We start from the raw sequence: 15,513 nt of genomic DNA on the forward strand, positions 1-15,513 counted from the left end.
TAGGAGGTGTGCACCCGCCCGGTCTGCGGCTTGATCATCAGCGGCAGCTTGTCGGTGTAGGTAGACTTGAGCTTGGCCAGACCACGGTGCTCCATCAGCAGACGCGGCAGCTCATAGGTCTCCGCCAGCTCGGCCAGCACCTCTTCCGCGGTGGAAGGGGCTCCTTTCGGAGTCTTCTTGATGATCGGCAGCCCCAGCTTGGTGAAGAGGATCTCCCCCAGCTGCTTGGGCGAGGAGAGGTTGAACTCCTGCCCGGCCAGCTCGTGGGCCTGTTTCTCCAGCTCTGCCAGCCGCACTTCGATCTCCTGGCTCTGCTTATGCAGCAGCTTGGGCTCGATGGTGGTACCGAGTCGCTCCATCCGTGCCAATACCGGCAGCAGCGGCAGCTCGATCTCGCTGAACACCTTGGCGAGGCCCGGCTCGGCAGCAAGCTTGCCCCACAGCGCCTGGTGCAGACGCAGGGTGATATCGGCATCTTCCGCCGCGTAAGGGGCCGCCTGCTCCAGTTCAATCTGGTTGAAGGTAAGCTGCTTCACCCCCTTGCCGGCAATCTCTTCGAACGAGATGGTCTCGGCATTCAGATACCTGCGGGCCAGCGAATCCATGTCGTGACGGCTGGCGGTGGAGTTGAGCACATAGGACTCCAGCATGGTGTCGTAGGCAATACCCTGCAGCTCGATGCCGTGGTTGAGCAGCACGTTGCGATCGTACTTGAGGTTCTGCCCCACCTTGAAGCGGGCCGGATCTTCCAGCAGCGGTTTGAGCTTGCCGAGTACCACGGCCTCGGTCAGCTGCACCGGCGCCCCCAGATAGTCGTGGCCGAAGGGCACATAGGCCGCCTTGCCCGGCTCAATGGCAAAGGAGACGCCAACGACGCGCGCTTCCATATAGTCGAGACTGGTGGTCTCGGTGTCGAAGGCAAACAGCGGCGCCGCTTGCAGGCGTGCCAGCCAGTCGTCGAACTCGGCCTCGTCCAGAATACAGCAGTAGTCGGTTTCGATGGCCGCTTCCTGAGGTGCGGCGTCTTCATCTCCCTCGGTCGAAGCGGCCCCTTCCTCACCACCGGACTCCAGCTCTTTTATCAGGTTGCGCAGCTCATACTCGCGATAGACCGCCAGCAGGGCTTCCTTGTCGATGGGGCCAAGCTCCAGCTCTTCCAGGCTTTGCTCCAGCTCGACGTCGGTCTTGATGGTAGCCAGCACATAGGAGAGGCGTACCTGCTCCTCCTGCTCGCGGAACTTGTCTGCGAATGCCTTGGAGCCGCGGAAGCCGAGTGCCGCCACCTTGTCGAGGTTGGCGGCGATCTCGTCGATGCTGCCGATCCCCTGCAGCAGGGCCAGTGCGGTCTTCTCGCCGACGCCGGTCATGCCGGGGATGTTGTCCACCTTGTCCCCCATCAGAGCCAGGTAGTCGATGATGAGCTCTGGCGGTACGCCGAACTTCTCGATCACCCCTTCCCGATCGGTCTTCACGTCCTTCATGGTGTCGATCAGGGTGACATGGTCGGAGACCAGCTGCGCCATGTCCTTGTCGCCGGTGCTGATGAGCACAGGCAGTTGTTTCTCGGTCGCCTGACGGGCCAGGGTGCCGATCACGTCGTCCGCCTCCACTCCCTCCACCATCAGGAAGGGGAAGCCCATCGCCTTGATCATCTGGTGGATGGGGGCAACCTGGCTGCGCAGATCGTCCGGCATGCTGGCCCGGTTGGCCTTGTATTCGGGATAGATGTCGTCGCGGAAGGTCTTGCCCTTGGCATCGAACACCACGGCCACGTGGCAGTCGGGATACTGCTTGCGCAGGCTGCGCATCATGTTGGCCATGACACGGACGGCGCCGCTCGGCAAACCGGTCGAGGTGCGCAGATCGGCCTGCTGAGAGGCAAAGAAGGCGCGGTAAAGATAAGAGGAGCCGTCGACCAGAATAAGGGGATTGCTAGGGGCCATGAAATCGTCCTGCCAGAGATAAACAGCCGCTAGGATGCCACAGGGCCCCCCTCACACCAAGAGGGGGGGCGACCCGGCCGAGGGATCCTCATCGACTACCACGTTGTGGATAACTCTGTGCTCAAAAATGGAGTGATTGATGAACCCCAGTGAAACCACTGTGGATAAAAAATGAAAATTGCATACATAACAATGAATTGAGATCGTTAAAACCGATCGCCAGACCGTTGAAATGATCTCGATCAATGTGGAAAAAGATTTAAGGGAGTAAACGCGGCAGGATCCGAAACGAAACAATCCTAGCACAGCAAGATGACTTGACCAGCGGAGGACGAACGATAACCATACAAAAGTACAACAATCCATCCTGGCTCACATTTTCAACAACGAGGAGTCTGTCATGAAAAAAGTGGCCGTGATCTTGAGTGGCTGTGGCGTCTTTGACGGGGCCGAAATCCACGAGGCCGTCATCAGTTTGCTGGCGCTGGCCAGGCAGGGCGCCGCCGTGCAGTGCTTTGCGCCCAATGTTCCGCAGCTCCATGTGATCAACCACCTGACCGGCGAAGTCAGCGAGGGGGAAAGCCGCAACGTGCTGGTCGAGGCAGCCCGCATCTGCCGCGGCCAGATCAAGGACGTGGCAGAGCTGGATGCAGCCGACTACGATGCCCTGCTGGTGCCGGGCGGCTTCGGCGCCGCCAAGAACCTGTGCGACTTCGCCATCAAGGGAGCCGAGTGCCAAATCCAGCCGGATGTATTGAAGGCCTGCCAGAGCTTTGCCAGGGCCAACAAGCCGGCAGCCTACATCTGCATCGCACCGGCCATGATCCCGCTCATCTACGGCGCCGGCACCCTGGCCACCATAGGCCATGACGAGGGCACCGCCAACGCCATCGAGGCGATGGGGGGCAGCCATCTCAACTGCCCGGTCAACGAGTTCGTGGTGGATCAGGAGCGCAAGGTGATCTCCACCCCCGCCTACATGCTGGCCAGCAATATAGTGGAGGCGGCGGACGGCATCGAGAAGACCGTCAAGCAGCTGCTGGCGCTCTGACTGCCAGATTGACCCAAACAAACGGGCCGCTCATGGAGCGGCCCGTTTTCAATTCTCGCGTATAGCGACGGATTAGATGCTTTCGCCCATCTGATCCATCTTGCCCAACAGGGCACGCAGACGCTCTTGCCAGGCAACGTGCTCGTTGCGCAGCTGATGGTTCTCGTCTTGCAGCTTGCTGTTCTGCTCTTTCAGCTCGTCCAGCTCCATCTTCAGCAGGGAGATGTTGTCGACGGCGGATTGTACTTTAGATTCGAGTTGCTCAAGGACTTCTAGTGACATATGCATACCTGTATGTTCAATTGCGATGCCCCACAGAGGGCGATTCAAGCGCGTGAAGCCAGCATACCCTGATGGCATCGGCACAAACAAGCCGGTGCGCTGTAAAATGCGCCTTCCATGGATGTATTGACTAAATATGCGTCTATTTTTCTCGCATCCTGCGCCGGGGCCACGGCAGGGCCCGCACAAGCCGCCATTGCATCCGATCTGCTCCCCTATTCACATCAACCGAACGCCTCAGCTATGCAGGGCGATATAGGCCCCCAGCAGCAGACAGGCAACCCCGTACATCAGCAGGCCGTAGAGCAGGTTGCCGCGCAAAATGGCCCCGGCACTCAGGTTGTAACGGGAGGCCAGCGCCAGGTTGGAGCCTGAGAGCGGGCTGGTGCCGGTGGCCAGCCCCCACCCCAGCAAAAAGGTCATGCCGAGCAGGCTGGGATCCGGCGCCAGTGGCCACAGCAGCGGCGCCAGCCCGGAGATGCTGATGAGCGGGTGTACTCCGACGATGGCCACCAGCAGGATCAGCAGCAGGGTGAGCGAGGCCTCCAGCCAGCCGAAGTGATGGAAGAAGGGCAAGCCGTGGCCGCCGCCCAGCTCGAGCACCGACAGCGCGCTGTTGATGCCGGCAGCCAGCAGACCGGCCCCCAGAAACAGCACTATCTGACCGCCGATGGCGGGAAAGCGCTCCACCACCTGCCGCTTGAGGGCAGGGCCTCGCCCCGTGCTCGGCATAAAGGCAAACGCCAGCAGCGGCGCCACCAGGGCGATCACCGCCAGGATGCCGAGATCCGGCCAGATCTGCTTGATCAGCAGCACCAGCCCGGCCAGGGCGACCGGCAGCCCTAGGGTCTGCAGCCGCAGCGGGTAGCCGGCAAAGTCCGCCACCCCCAACCGCTCCACCTGCCAGGCGGTCAACCCCATCGCCAGCAGGGTCGCCAGCAGCCCGAACGGCAGGATCTGCGACAGCTGCAGACCGGGGGCATAGGTGAGCGCCACCGCCATGGCGACGAAGAAGGGGGACCAGAAGGCCGCGGCACAGAAGATCCGGCTCAGCACCAGTACCTGACGCCGCTCCAGGGTGCCGCCCCGTTCCAGCCGATCGCCGATGATGAAGAGCACCGAGAGATTGATGACGGCCCCCAGCAGGTTGAGGCTGGCCATGGTGCTCCACAGCCCCTTGCGCCCTTGCCATGAGCTGGTGCCGGTCAGCAGGCCCGAGGTGGCGAGATTGAGGGTGCTCACCGCCGCAAACATGGTGAGCATGTTGATGTTGGGCAGCAGCCAGTCCGCCGGCTGGAGGCTGGCCCCTTGCCAGCAGGAGAAGATCAGCAGGGCCAGTGCCGCCCCGTACAGGGCCAGCGCCTGACGGCGCGCCGCCCCAACCAGCCAGGGCCAGGTGAGCAGGGAGGCTCCCCAGGCGGCGATGGCCGCCGGCCAGGGGGAGAACCCCAGATAGAGGTGCAGCAGGTTGAGCAGCCACATCCCCAGGATCAGATAACCCGACCAGCGCTTGGCCATCGACTCGCCTCGGTCAGGGGATCAGAGACACTGATCCATGTCCAGCGACGGCTTCTCGCACTCCGGACGGCCCACGATCTTGGCGGGCACGCCCGCCACTGTGGTGTGCGGCGGCACCGGGTTGATCACCACGCTGCCGGCGCCGATCTTGGCGCCCATGCCCACTTCGATGTTGCCGAGCACCTTGGCGCCCGCCCCTATCATCACCCCTTCCCGGATCTTGGGATGACGATCGCCGCTCTCCTTGCCGGTACCACCCAGGGTGACGCTCTGCAGGATGGAGACATCGTCCTCGATCACCGCCGTCTCGCCCACCACTATGCCGGTGGCGTGGTCAAACATGATGCCCTTGCCGATGCGGGCGGCCGGGTGCACGTCCACCCCGAATACCACGGAGATCTGGTTCTGCAGGTAGAGCGCCAGCGAACGACGCCCCTGGCGCCACAGCCAGTTGGCGACCCGGTAGCCCTGCAGGGCGTGGAACCCCTTGAGGTAGAGCAGCGGGGTGGAGAAGAGGTCGACCGCCGGGTCGCGCTCCTGCACCGCGCAGATGTCGGCGGCGACCATGGTCAGCAGCTCGGGCTCGCTGCGCAGGGCCAGCTCGATCACCTCGCGCAAGGCGATGGCAGGCATGGTGGCGCTGTCGAGCTTGTTGGCCAGCTGGAAGCTGAGGGCCGAACGCAGGTTCTTGTGATTGAGAATGGTGGAGTGGAAGAAGCTGGCCAGCATGGGTTCTTCGGTCGCCATGCTCGCCGCTTCTTGCTGAATTTTTTGCCAGGTTCTGGCAACCAGATCATCCATGTTGCAGCCTACTGTTGTTCTGAGGGAGTGCCTTGCTGTTCCTTGTGCACCACGGAGATGGGGTCCATGTGGATGATGACATCCATGCGCTCGAATGCCTGACGAACCGCCAGTTCGGCTTCATCGGCAATCTGATGGGCCTTGACCAGAGGGAGCTGATCGTCCAGTTCCAGATGCAACTGCACGAAGCGGGTCGGACCGGACTGGCGGGTGCGCAGATCATGCACCCCGTGTACACCTTCGACGGCACAGCAGAGGGCCATTATTCTCGCTTGTTCCTCGGCTGGCAACTGACGATCGAGCAGCGCCTGCACCGATTCATAACCGATGTGCAACGCCCCCCACAGCAGGAACAGCCCGATCAGGATGGCAAACAGGCCGTCGGCCCAGTACCAGCCCTGCCCCGCCAGCACCAGTGCCAGCAGCACGCCACCGTTGAGCAGCAGATCGGAGCGGTAGTGCAGCATGTCGGCCTTGATGGCCACGCTGTTGGTCTTGCGGATGACGAAACTCTGGAAGCTGACCAGCAGCAGGGTCAGCACGATGGAGCCGCCGCTGACCCACAGACCCGCCTCGAGCCGCTCCAGCGGCGCCTGTTTGAGCAGGGAGGAGATGCCGTGCATCACCAGCAGCAGCGCGGAGCCCGAGATGAAGGCTGACTGGATCAGCCCGGCCAGCGACTCCGCCTTGCCATGGCCGAAGCGATGCTCGTCGTCGGCCGGTGACAGGGCGTAGCGAATGGCCAGCAGGTTGATGATGGAGGCGCTCACGTCCATGAAGGAGTCGGTGAGAGAGGCCAGCAGGCTCGAGGAGTCGGTCATCAGCCAGGCGATCAGCTTGCCGGTGATCAGCAGGGTAGCGGTGGTGACGGCGGCCATGCTGGCCAGCGTCACCCAGCGGGAATATTGTTGATGGCTCAAAACCGGCTTTCCTCTTGCGGTTAAAAATCTATTATACCCTGACCCCTGCGCCAGTCTGGCGCGAAAAATCAGCGGAATGACTTCAGATGCACAAAATACTCCTGGTCGACGACGATCTCGAGCTGACCCAGTTGCTCACCGAAATTCTGACCCTGGAAGGCTTCCAGGTGACCGTCGCCGAGGATGGCGAAGAGGGGTTGCAGCGGCTGGCCGAACAGCACTTCAACCTGGTCCTGCTGGACGTGATGATGCCCAAGCTAAACGGCTTCGCCATGCTGACCCGGCTGCGCAAGACCCACGACACCCCGGTGCTGATGCTGACCGCCCGCGGCGACAGCCAGGATCGGGTCAACGGACTGGAGGCCGGGGCCGATGACTATCTGGCCAAGCCGTTCGATGACCGGGAACTGCTGGCCCGGGTGCGCGCCATCCTGCGCCGCACCCAGGGCAGCCAGCCCCAGCGCGGTGGCAGTTCGGACGAGGTGCGCTTCATGGATCTGGTGCTGCAGCCCGGCCTGCAGCAGGCCAGCTGCCACGGCGATCTGCTGGAGCTGACCGCCACCGAATTCGGCCTGCTGGAGTGCCTGTTGCGCAACCCGGGCCAGATCGTCAGCAAGAGCCAGCTCTCCGAGCTGGTGCTCGGCAAGAAGCTGGAACCCTTCGACCGCGCCATCGACATGCACCTGAGCAACCTGCGCAAGAAGCTGCCTGAGCGCACCGACGGCCAGCCCCGCTTCAAGACGGTGCGCGGCCGTGGCTACCTGTGGCTGGAACAGGCATGAGAACGGCCCGCACCTTCAACGGTCTCTCCACCCAGATCTTCCTCTGGTTCTGGTTCATGCTGTTGCTGGTGGTGGCCGCCGTGGTGATCCTGCCGACCCTGGATCCCCGCAACATCATCCCGCTGCCGGCCCACGAGATCGCCCGTCTCAACAACAATCTGAAGGCGCTGCAGAAGGGGGCGGATCCCACTCAGGATTTCGATCTGGCCCAGGCCATCGACGCCGCCGGCCTGCTGCCGGTGGACAACATCTACCTGCGCGACGCCAAGGGGCAGATGCAGTCCAGCACCCGCCTGAGCAAGTTCGTGGTCCGTTTCATGCTCGATTCGGACAACCCGGCCAAGCCCATGCTGGGCAGCGAGCACAAGCGGGCCATCGCCGGTCCCTTCCAGATGGAACATCGCGGCCAGATCTACCACGTCTACTTCGGCCTCAACGTCGAGAACTCCTATCTGTTCCTGTTCATCCAGATCCTGGATCACCCGATCCAGATCCTCGGCATCGCCATGCTGGTCAGCACCCCGCTCTGCCTGCTGCTGGCCTGGCGGCTGACCCGCCCCATCCTGCAGCTGCAGCAGTCAGTCTCCCAACTGGCGGAGGGCAATCTGGAGGCGCAGATCCCCAACCTGGGGCGGCGGGACGAGATAGGCCAGCTGGCGGATCACGTCAGCCACATGGTCGATACCCTCAAGAACATGATCCAGAAGCAGAAACAGCTGCTCTCCGACATCTCCCACGAGCTGCGCAGCCCGCTCACCCGCATCCAGCTGGCGCAGGCGCTGATCCGCCGCAAGCAGGGGGACAGCAACGAGCTGGCCCGGATCGAATCGGAGATCGGCCGGCTCGACAAGCTGATCGGTGACCTGCTCGATCTGTCGCGGGTGCAGCAACATGTGGAGGCGCCGGTGGTGATGCCGTTGGCCGACCTGCTGGAGCCCATCCTGGACGACGCCATGTTCGAGGCAAACCAGAGCGGCAAGCAGCTCCGGCTGCCGCCACTGCCCACCGACTCCCTGCGGATGTGGCCCGATCTGCTGGCCCGGGCGCTGGAAAACCCGCTGCGCAACGCGCTCAAATATGCCCGCGAGTTCATCAAGGTGGACTGGTACCGGGAGGGACGGGAGTGGGTGATGACCATCCGCGACGACGGCCCCGGCGTACCGGTGGAGCAGCAGCCGCAGCTGTTCCTGCCCTTCTTCCGGGTGGATGATGCCCGCAACGCCAAGACCGGCGGCACCGGACTGGGGCTGGCCATCGCCGCGGAGGCCATCCTGCGCCACGGCGGCACCATCCGCGCCAGCAGCAACCACCCGGCCGGGCTGACCATCACCATCCGCCTGCCCATCGGCTGAGCAGGCCCTTTTCATCCGCCCGGGCGCTGGGTATGCTGGCGCCCTTTTCGCCCCATCAGGACGCCGTCATGCTCGACATCGTGCTCTACCAACCGGAAATTCCGCCCAACACCGGCAACATCATCCGCCTCTGCGCCAACACCGGCTATCGGCTGCACCTGATAGAGCCGCTGGGGTTCGAGTGGGATGACAAGCGGGTGAAGCGGGCGGGGCTCGACTATCACGAGTTCGCCGAGGTGAAGCGCTGGCCGAACTTCGAGGCCTTCCTGGCGACGGTGGCGCCGACGCGGGTATTTGCCTGCACCACCAAGGGGCGCACCGCCCATTCGGCGGTACAGTTTGCCGCCGGGGATGCTCTGTTGTTCGGGCCCGAGAGCCGCGGCCTGCCCATCGAGATCATCGAGAGCCTGCCGTTCGAGCAGCGGCTGCGCATTCCCATGCTGCCCCAGAGCCGCAGCATGAATCTCTCCAACGCGGTGGCGGTATTCGTCTACGAAAGCTGGCGCCAGCTGGGCTACCCTGGCTCGCTGCAGGTCTGAACCGGATCTGCCTGGTCAGATAGCGGGCTCAGGAGGAGGCCTGCTGCGCCTCCCCCGCCCCATGGGGTGAGTGGAGCAGCCGACCATCGCGCTCCAGCTGCCAGCAGAGCCAGCCCAGCGTCAGTCCCCGCCCCGCCATCAGGGCCGCCATCGCGGCCCACAAGGCCGCCACGCCCCAGCCCTGACAGAGCCACCAGACCGGGAAGAAGCCGCCGAGGGCCGCCACCAGCATGCTGTTACGCATCTCCCGGGCCCGGGTCGCCCCGATGAAGACCCCGTCCAGCAGGAAACACCAGACCGCCAGCAGCGGCATGGCGATGAGCCAGGGCAGCTGCGCATTGGCCGCGGCGATCACCGCCGGCAGATCCGTGATGTACTCAATCAGCCGGCTGCCTCCCAGCGCAAACAGCAGGCTGAAGCCCAGCGCAATCAGCAGCGCCCAGCCTAGGTTGAGGCCGATGGCCTCCCGCAGTCCCTGCCGATCCCGCCGCCCGATGGCGCGCCCCACCATGGCCTCCACCGCATAGGCGAAGCCGTCCAGCCCGTAGGAGATGAGCATCAAAAAGTTGAGCAGCACCGCATTGGCGGCCACCGCCACGTCTCCCAGCCTGGCCCCCTGCAGGGTCATGAAGGCGAAACAGAGCTGCAGACAGAGGGAGCGGATGAAGATGTCCCGGTTCAGGGCCAGCAGTCGCAGCAACGCGGGCCACTGGCGCCAGCGCTGCCAGGCCCCCTGCCACGCCGTCGGCGCCAGCCGGCGCAGGTGCCGGCTCACCAGCCAGAGTCCCAACCCGAGCGCGCTGTAGTCCGCCAGCAGCGAAGCGCCAGCCACCCCCTTCACCTGCCAGCCCAGCCCCAGCACGAACCAGGCATCGAGCCCCATGTTGACCAGGTTGGTGAAGATCAGCAGCAACATGGGGCTGCGCGCATCCTGCATGCCCAGCAACCAGCCCATGATCACCAGGTTGCAGAGCGCCGCCGGGGCGCTCCAGATCCGTACCGAGACGTACTCGGCGGCATAGTGCTGCACCTCGGCGGAGCCGCCGCTAAGGTCGATGAGAGTGGGGAGCAACGGCAGCAACAGTAGCAACAACGCCAGCCCCAGTGCGATGGCGAGCCCCAGCGCCCTGGCCAGGGTATCGAGCTGGCCGGCCGGGCTGCTGGCGCCATGGGCCTGGGCGGTCAGGCCGGTGGTGGACATCCGCAGAAAGCCGAGCAACCAGAACAGCAGGTTGATGAGGGTGGCCCCAACCGACACGCCACCGAGGAACCAGGCCTGGCCGAGATGACCGATCACCCAGGTGTCCACCAGCCCCAGCAGCGGAGTGGTGACATTGGAGAAGACCATGGGCAGGGCCAGGGCAAACACGGCGCGATGGCGCCGTCCGTCTCGCCACCAGACGGGGGTCAACATGCCGGAGGACGTCCGTTGCTCATCACTATTCGCCATCCAGCCGCACTATCCTGGCAAAGTCCGACACCATGCTCGCCATCACCACCCTGGGCACCCCGTCCTCGCTCAGACGAGGGCGAAACACGGCCTCCAACTTGCCGGCCGGATTGATGAGCACGATGGAGGCGGAGTGGTCGATCAAGTAATCCTTCTCCCCCTGATCGGCGATGGAGTAGATGAGCCCCAGATTGCGCACGAAGGGAAACAGCTTGTCGTGGGGGCCGGTCGCCGCCTTGAACTCCGGGTTGAAGAAGGCGGTGTAGGTCTTGAGGCGGGCCACGTCGTCCCGCTGGGGATCCGCCGAGATGAACACCACCTGGCTGCTCGGAGCGATCTTTTTCAGCTCGGGATAGACGGAACGCAGGTCCGCCAGGGTGGTCGGGCAGATGTCGGGACAGAAGGTGTAGCCGACGAACAGGAAGGTCCAGTGGCCGGTCAGGCTGGCCGGCACGAAGGGCTGACCATCCTGATCGGTGAAGGCAAACGGATTGATGTCCCGCCCCGCCGGGTAGTAGTCGGCGTGCTCGGGCAGGGAGGGCTGGCTCCAGTAAAAACCGCCCATCATGCCCCCGACCAGCAGCAGAAACAGCAAGGGGTAACGTGGTTTCACCATAAAAAACAAACCCTTTACGTCGACATGCCCGCCAGCCGGGCCCGAATGAAAGGGCTATTGTAACCCAGTGAGCACCGGGCCGGTCACTCCCTTGTCACGGTTGCCCGTTCGCTGGCCAACTTTGGTCAGAAGATGACGCCAGGGCCTGCAAAGCGACGCCGGATCGCCCAAAACGACAGCCCCACCGGGAGGTGGGGCTGTCTTGCAACGGGGTCAGGGATGTTGTCGGCGCCGCTCGTGCAGGCGGCGGCTCGAGGCGCGCAGCGGGATGACAGGAGCGGTCCAGAGATCATCGGCCAACCCCTGCTCGTGATGGCTGTGAAACAGGCGCACCAGGCGGACAATCTTGTCCTTCGGGCACCCCAGCCAGATGGTCCAGCAGGCGCCCTTGTGGTGCACCCAGAGCGCGTAGAAACGGGTCATCCGGTTACCCTTGATGAAACGGGTGATGGAAGAAACGGGCGATGCCAGACCCGGATCCCATGGCGAGCTTGAAGCCATACCTGTCCTCCTTGATCAACAGGTCACGTCGACCGGCACCGTCCACCACCGCAAGGGGCGACCCGATGACTGCCGCGTGTCGACTGCGCGAGTGTGCCGCTGCTGTGCCGACTGCCGGCGCCCTGCTGGCCACTCTCCCTTCTATCCCGCTGACGCCTCTGCCCCCGGGCGAGGCACACATGCTGCCTGCACCGGGCGCGAAGCGCTTGTTATTCCCTGCTGCCCTCGGGGTTCCTGCCACCAGCGACGCGAAGCTGCGCGTCTTGCCGAGCATCGGGGGGCGGCTCACGCCAGTGAGCCAGCCTTACCAAATGATATATCTGAAATGAATCGCCTGCGGCGAGCGCCCGCAGACAAAAGTGCCGGGTATCAGGATCTGATTGAAATCACGGGGAAAGGAGCGCAGAAACTACAAGGCCTCCCATGGGAGGCCCTGTTGGCACGGATTACATCCAGTCGGCGTTGCGAATGACGCCGACCGCCAGCCCCTCGATGGTAAGGTGCTGGCTGGCGAGATCCACCTCGATGGGGGAGAGCTCTTCATTCTCCGGCAGCAGCCACACCTGGCTGCCCTTGCGCTGGAAGCGTTTGACGGTGACATCTTCGTCGAGCCGCGCCACCACCACCTGACCGTTGCGTACCTCCTGGGTCTTGTGCACCGCCAGCAGGTCGCCATCCAGAATGCCGATGTTCTTCATGCTCATGCCCTGTACCCGCAGCAGGAAGTCTGCCCGCGGGTGGAACAGGGCGGGATCCACCTGGTAGTGGCTCTCGATGTGTTCCTGGGCCAGGATGGGCTCGCCGGCAGCCACCTTGCCGATCAGCGGCAGACCGCTCTCTTCCAGCTGCTCTTCCTCTTCGAGCAGCAGGCGGATACCGCGGGACGTGCCCGGCATGATCTCGATGACCCCCTTTTTGGCCAGGGCCTTCAGATGTTCCTCGGCCGCGTTGGCCGACTTGAAACCAAGCTTCTGGGCAATCTCGGCGCGAGTCGGCGGCATGCCGGTCTCGTTCATGTTCGCCTTGATCAACTCCAGCACTTCGGCCTGGCGGGGAGTAAGGGGTTTCATAGCATGGGCACCTGTCTTTTTATACAGCACACTGGCAGTATATACAGTGCAGTGGCCAAGGCAAGCCGCAGCTGACATTTGTCGCGGCCCTCTGTTCATTTGCCATGGTTTTGATCCCGCGCAGCCGACTCATCGTACCTCTCGGCGACAAGCAGTCGGTGATTTGCTATGCTCACGCCGCATTTTTTTGGAGAGCAGACGCACATGTCCCTTGGACAGAAGATTTCCAGAGCCATCTTGCAATGGCCGGTCAGCGGCTTGGTCAATCACAAGAGCCTGCCGGAAAACCCCATCACGGAACTCAAGCTGGATCCGGCCAGACCCATCGTCTATGCCCTGAAGACCAGCTCGATCACCGACCTGATGACCCTGCAGCAGTGCTGCGAGGATCTCGGTCTGCCCGGCCCCTTCACGCCGCTGGAGCTGAACGGCCAGCTGCTGCCGCGCTATGTCTGTCTTGATCGTCCGCCTCCCCTGTTCGGCAAGCGCAGCAAGCCGCTCCCCTTCCTGCAGGAGTTCCACCAGTTGCTGGATTTGCACAAGCAGGATCCGGCGCTGGACATCCAGGTGGTGCCCGTCACCCTGTTCTGGGGCCGTGCCCCGGGTCGGGAAGGCGAGGAGGCCTCCGGCTGGAACATCATCAGCAGCCTGGCACCGAACCGCCTGAAGAAGGCGCTGATCGTGATCCTGAAAGGACGCGAGAACCTGGTGCGCTTCTCTCCGCCGCTCTCCCTGCGCTACATGGCGGACAAGCACGGCACCGACGAGGCCATCGCCCACAAGCTGGCGCGGGTGGCTCGCACCCACTTCAGCCGCCAGCAGCTGGCCGCCACCGGGCCCAAGCTGCCCAACCGCAACCTGCTGTTCAAGCAACTGCTCGACTCTGGCGTGATCCAGCAGGCCATCGAGGAGGAGGCCCAGCGCGAGGGGATCAGCCTCGATAAAGCCCAGAAACGGGCTCACGGCTACATGGACGAGATCGCCTCCAACTTCTCCTACCGGTTGATCCGCCTCGGCGAGAGCTTCCTCGGCTGGCTGTGGAACAAGCTCTATCGCGGCCTGTCGGTCAACGGCGCCGAGAAGGTGCGCCAGCTAGCCCAGGAGGGTCACGAGATCGTCTACGTGCCCTGCCATCGAAGCCACATGGACTACCTGCTGCTCTCCTACGTCATCTATCACCAGGGCATGGTGCCGCCCCACATCGCGGCCGGCATCAACCTCAACTTCTGGCCGGCGGGCCCGATCTTCCGCCACGGCGGCGCCTTCTTCATCCGCCGCACCTTCAAGGGCAACCCGCTCTACAGCACGGTATTCCGGGAATACCTGAACCTGCTGTTTGCCAAGGGCTACTCGGTGGAGTTCTTCACCGAGGGCGGTCGTTCGCGTACCGGTCGCCTGCTGCCACCCAAGACCGGCATGCTGGCTATGACCCTGCAGGCCATGATGCGCGGGCTCGATCGGCCGCTCACCTTCGTCCCCGTCTACCTGGGTTATGAGCACGTGATGGAGGTGAACACCTACCACAACGAGCTCAAGGGCAGCCGCAAGGAGAAGGAGAGCTTCCTGCAGGTGCTCGGCATCCTGCGCAAGCTGCGCAACTACGGCCGCGGCTTCGTCAACTTCGGCGAGCCGCTGACCCTCAACAGCTACCTCAACGAACACGTGCCGACCTGGAAGGAGCACATCGGCGAGGAGGAGCGCCCCGAGTGGATGGCGGGCACCGTCAACCAGCTGGCCGAGCTGCTGATGACCCGTATCAACGGCGCCGCCGCCGTCAACGGCCTGACCCTGAGCGCGCTGGCGCTGCTGGCCGCCGAACGCCATGCCCTCACCCGCGACGAACTGCAGGCCCAGCTCAACACCTATCTGGACCTGCTCAAGCAGGTGCCCTACAGCCCGCACAGCACCATGCCGGCCGAGGATGCCAAGACCCTGCTGGATCAGGCGATGGAGCTCAACAAGTTCGAGGTGAGCGAGGACAAGCTGGGGCAGATCATCAGCCTGGACCGCTATCAGGCGATCCTGCTGACCTACTACCGCAACAACATACTGCACCTGTTCGCCATGCCCTCGCTGGTGGCGGCCCTGATCGAGCGTTGCGAGGGGATCTCCCGCAGCGAGATCGTCGCCCGCTGCATCGACATCTACCCGCTGCTCAAGACCGAGCTGTTCCTGCGCTACGAAGAGGATGAGCTGCCAGAGCTGATCGATGCCCTGCTGGCCGAACTGCAGCGCCAGCAGCTGATCGAGGCCCGCGACGGCGGCTTCTGGGTCAATCCGGTCAACCAGACCCGCCTGTTGCTCCTGGCCGAGAGCATCCAGGAGACCCTGCAGCGCTACGCCATCGTGCTGACCCGGGTGCTGGCCCAGCCCCGTATCGAGGCGGAGCAGCTGGAAGCGGACGGCCTGATGATGGCGGAGCGCCTCGGCACCCTGCACGGCATCAACGCCCCCGAGTTCTTCGACCAGAAGCTGTTCAGCACCCTGATCCACACCCTGCGCAGCGAAGGCTATCTGGATCCGGGCTGCAAGCCGGATCTAGGCCGCTTCCAGGCGCTGGCCGACAACATAGTGCCACTGCTCAGCACCAAGATCCGCCGTACCATTCAGGCGGGCAACCGGACCTGAGCAGGTACACACCAATGAAAAAGGCCGCATGTCGCGGCCTTTTTCATTGGGGAAAACGAG

Annotated in this window: 14 protein-coding genes (1 of these 14 cut by a window edge); 5 read left to right on the plus strand and 9 right to left on the minus strand. The window is 63.6% G+C overall.

Features of this window, described 5'->3' with window-relative positions:
* On the minus strand, window positions 1-1,943 hold the 5' portion of the coding sequence (gene polA / locus I6L38_RS18370) for a DNA polymerase I (protein ID WP_216988820.1). It extends 814 nt beyond the left edge of the window; the window shows 1,943 of its 2,757 coding nt (coding positions 1-1,943); the start codon lies at window positions 1,941-1,943; its stop codon lies beyond the left edge, outside the window.
* Between the two features lie 400 nt (window positions 1,944-2,343).
* Here polA and elbB point away from each other — a divergent pair, with 400 nt between their 5' ends.
* Window positions 2,344-2,994 carry an isoprenoid biosynthesis glyoxalase ElbB gene (gene elbB, locus I6L38_RS18375; protein WP_017780830.1) on the plus strand — a complete coding sequence of 217 codons (651 nt, stop codon included), beginning with the start codon at window positions 2,344-2,346 and terminating at the stop codon, window positions 2,992-2,994.
* A gap of 72 nt (window positions 2,995-3,066) precedes the next feature.
* Here elbB and I6L38_RS18380 read toward each other — a convergent pair whose 3' ends face one another.
* The 4 genes from I6L38_RS18380 to I6L38_RS18395 all read right to left on the minus strand — a co-directional run bounded on the left by I6L38_RS18380 (window position 3,067) and on the right by I6L38_RS18395 (window position 6,515).
* A complete protein-coding gene (locus tag I6L38_RS18380) occupies window positions 3,067-3,276 on the minus strand; it encodes a cell division protein ZapB (protein ID WP_005307594.1) in 210 nt (69 codons plus the stop codon).
* 237 nt (window positions 3,277-3,513) lie between these two features.
* Window positions 3,514-4,794, minus strand: coding sequence for a hypothetical protein (locus I6L38_RS18385; RefSeq protein ID WP_216988821.1), 1,281 nt, complete (start codon window positions 4,792-4,794; stop codon window positions 3,514-3,516).
* 21 nt (window positions 4,795-4,815) lie between these two features.
* On the minus strand, window positions 4,816-5,595 hold the full coding sequence (gene cysE, locus I6L38_RS18390) for a serine O-acetyltransferase (RefSeq protein WP_005307587.1): 780 nt from the start codon (window positions 5,593-5,595) through the stop codon (window positions 4,816-4,818).
* A gap of 8 nt (window positions 5,596-5,603) precedes the next feature.
* Window positions 5,604-6,515 carry a cation diffusion facilitator family transporter gene (locus tag I6L38_RS18395; protein ID WP_010635505.1) on the minus strand — a complete coding sequence of 304 codons (912 nt, stop codon included), beginning with the start codon at window positions 6,513-6,515 and terminating at the stop codon, window positions 5,604-5,606.
* An 86-nt stretch (window positions 6,516-6,601) separates the two neighbouring features.
* On the opposite strand from I6L38_RS18395, the gene I6L38_RS18400 reads away from it, so the two are divergent.
* The 3 genes from I6L38_RS18400 (at window position 6,602) to trmL (ending at window position 9,188) form a co-directional block, all read left to right on the plus strand.
* Window positions 6,602-7,297 carry a response regulator gene (locus tag I6L38_RS18400; RefSeq protein WP_010635506.1) on the plus strand — a complete coding sequence of 232 codons (696 nt, stop codon included), beginning with the start codon at window positions 6,602-6,604 and terminating at the stop codon, window positions 7,295-7,297.
* On the plus strand, window positions 7,294-8,649 hold the full coding sequence (locus tag I6L38_RS18405; RefSeq protein ID WP_005307577.1) for an ATP-binding protein: 1,356 nt from the start codon (window positions 7,294-7,296) through the stop codon (window positions 8,647-8,649). The genes I6L38_RS18400 and I6L38_RS18405 overlap by 4 nt, the downstream gene beginning before the upstream one ends.
* Before the next feature lie 68 nt (window positions 8,650-8,717).
* The gene (trmL, locus tag I6L38_RS18410; RefSeq protein ID WP_043171451.1) at window positions 8,718-9,188 is read left to right on the plus strand and encodes a tRNA (uridine(34)/cytosine(34)/5-carboxymethylaminomethyluridine(34)-2'-O)-methyltransferase TrmL; all 471 of its coding nucleotides are present in this window, start codon (window positions 8,718-8,720) and stop codon (window positions 9,186-9,188) included.
* A 28-nt stretch (window positions 9,189-9,216) separates the two neighbouring features.
* Here the strand turns inward: trmL and dinF are convergent, their stop codons facing one another.
* The 4 genes from dinF to lexA all read right to left on the minus strand — a co-directional run bounded on the left by dinF (window position 9,217) and on the right by lexA (window position 12,825).
* The gene (gene dinF, locus I6L38_RS18415) at window positions 9,217-10,638 is read right to left on the minus strand and encodes an MATE family efflux transporter DinF (RefSeq protein WP_216988822.1); all 1,422 of its coding nucleotides are present in this window, start codon (window positions 10,636-10,638) and stop codon (window positions 9,217-9,219) included.
* On the minus strand, window positions 10,628-11,254 hold the full coding sequence (locus I6L38_RS18420; protein WP_005307570.1) for an SCO family protein: 627 nt from the start codon (window positions 11,252-11,254) through the stop codon (window positions 10,628-10,630). Before I6L38_RS18420 ends, dinF begins: the two co-directional genes overlap by 11 nt.
* 213 nt (window positions 11,255-11,467) lie before the next feature.
* Window positions 11,468-11,755: a hypothetical protein gene (locus tag I6L38_RS18425; protein WP_216988823.1), complete on the minus strand. Its 288-nt coding sequence runs from the start codon at window positions 11,753-11,755 to the stop codon at window positions 11,468-11,470.
* 446 nt (window positions 11,756-12,201) lie between these two features.
* A complete protein-coding gene (lexA, locus tag I6L38_RS18430; RefSeq protein WP_005307564.1) occupies window positions 12,202-12,825 on the minus strand; it encodes a transcriptional repressor LexA in 624 nt (207 codons plus the stop codon).
* Window positions 12,826-13,029: 204 nt separating this feature from the next.
* On the opposite strand from lexA, the gene plsB reads away from it, so the two are divergent.
* Window positions 13,030-15,453, plus strand: a complete 2,424-nt coding sequence (plsB, locus tag I6L38_RS18435; protein WP_017766517.1) for a glycerol-3-phosphate 1-O-acyltransferase PlsB — start codon at window positions 13,030-13,032, stop codon at window positions 15,451-15,453.
* Window positions 15,454-15,513: the final 60 nt, after the last annotated feature.

This window comes from Aeromonas sp. FDAARGOS 1408, assembly GCF_019048665.1.
GTDB classification, from domain to species: domain Bacteria; phylum Pseudomonadota; class Gammaproteobacteria; order Enterobacterales; family Aeromonadaceae; genus Aeromonas; species Aeromonas dhakensis.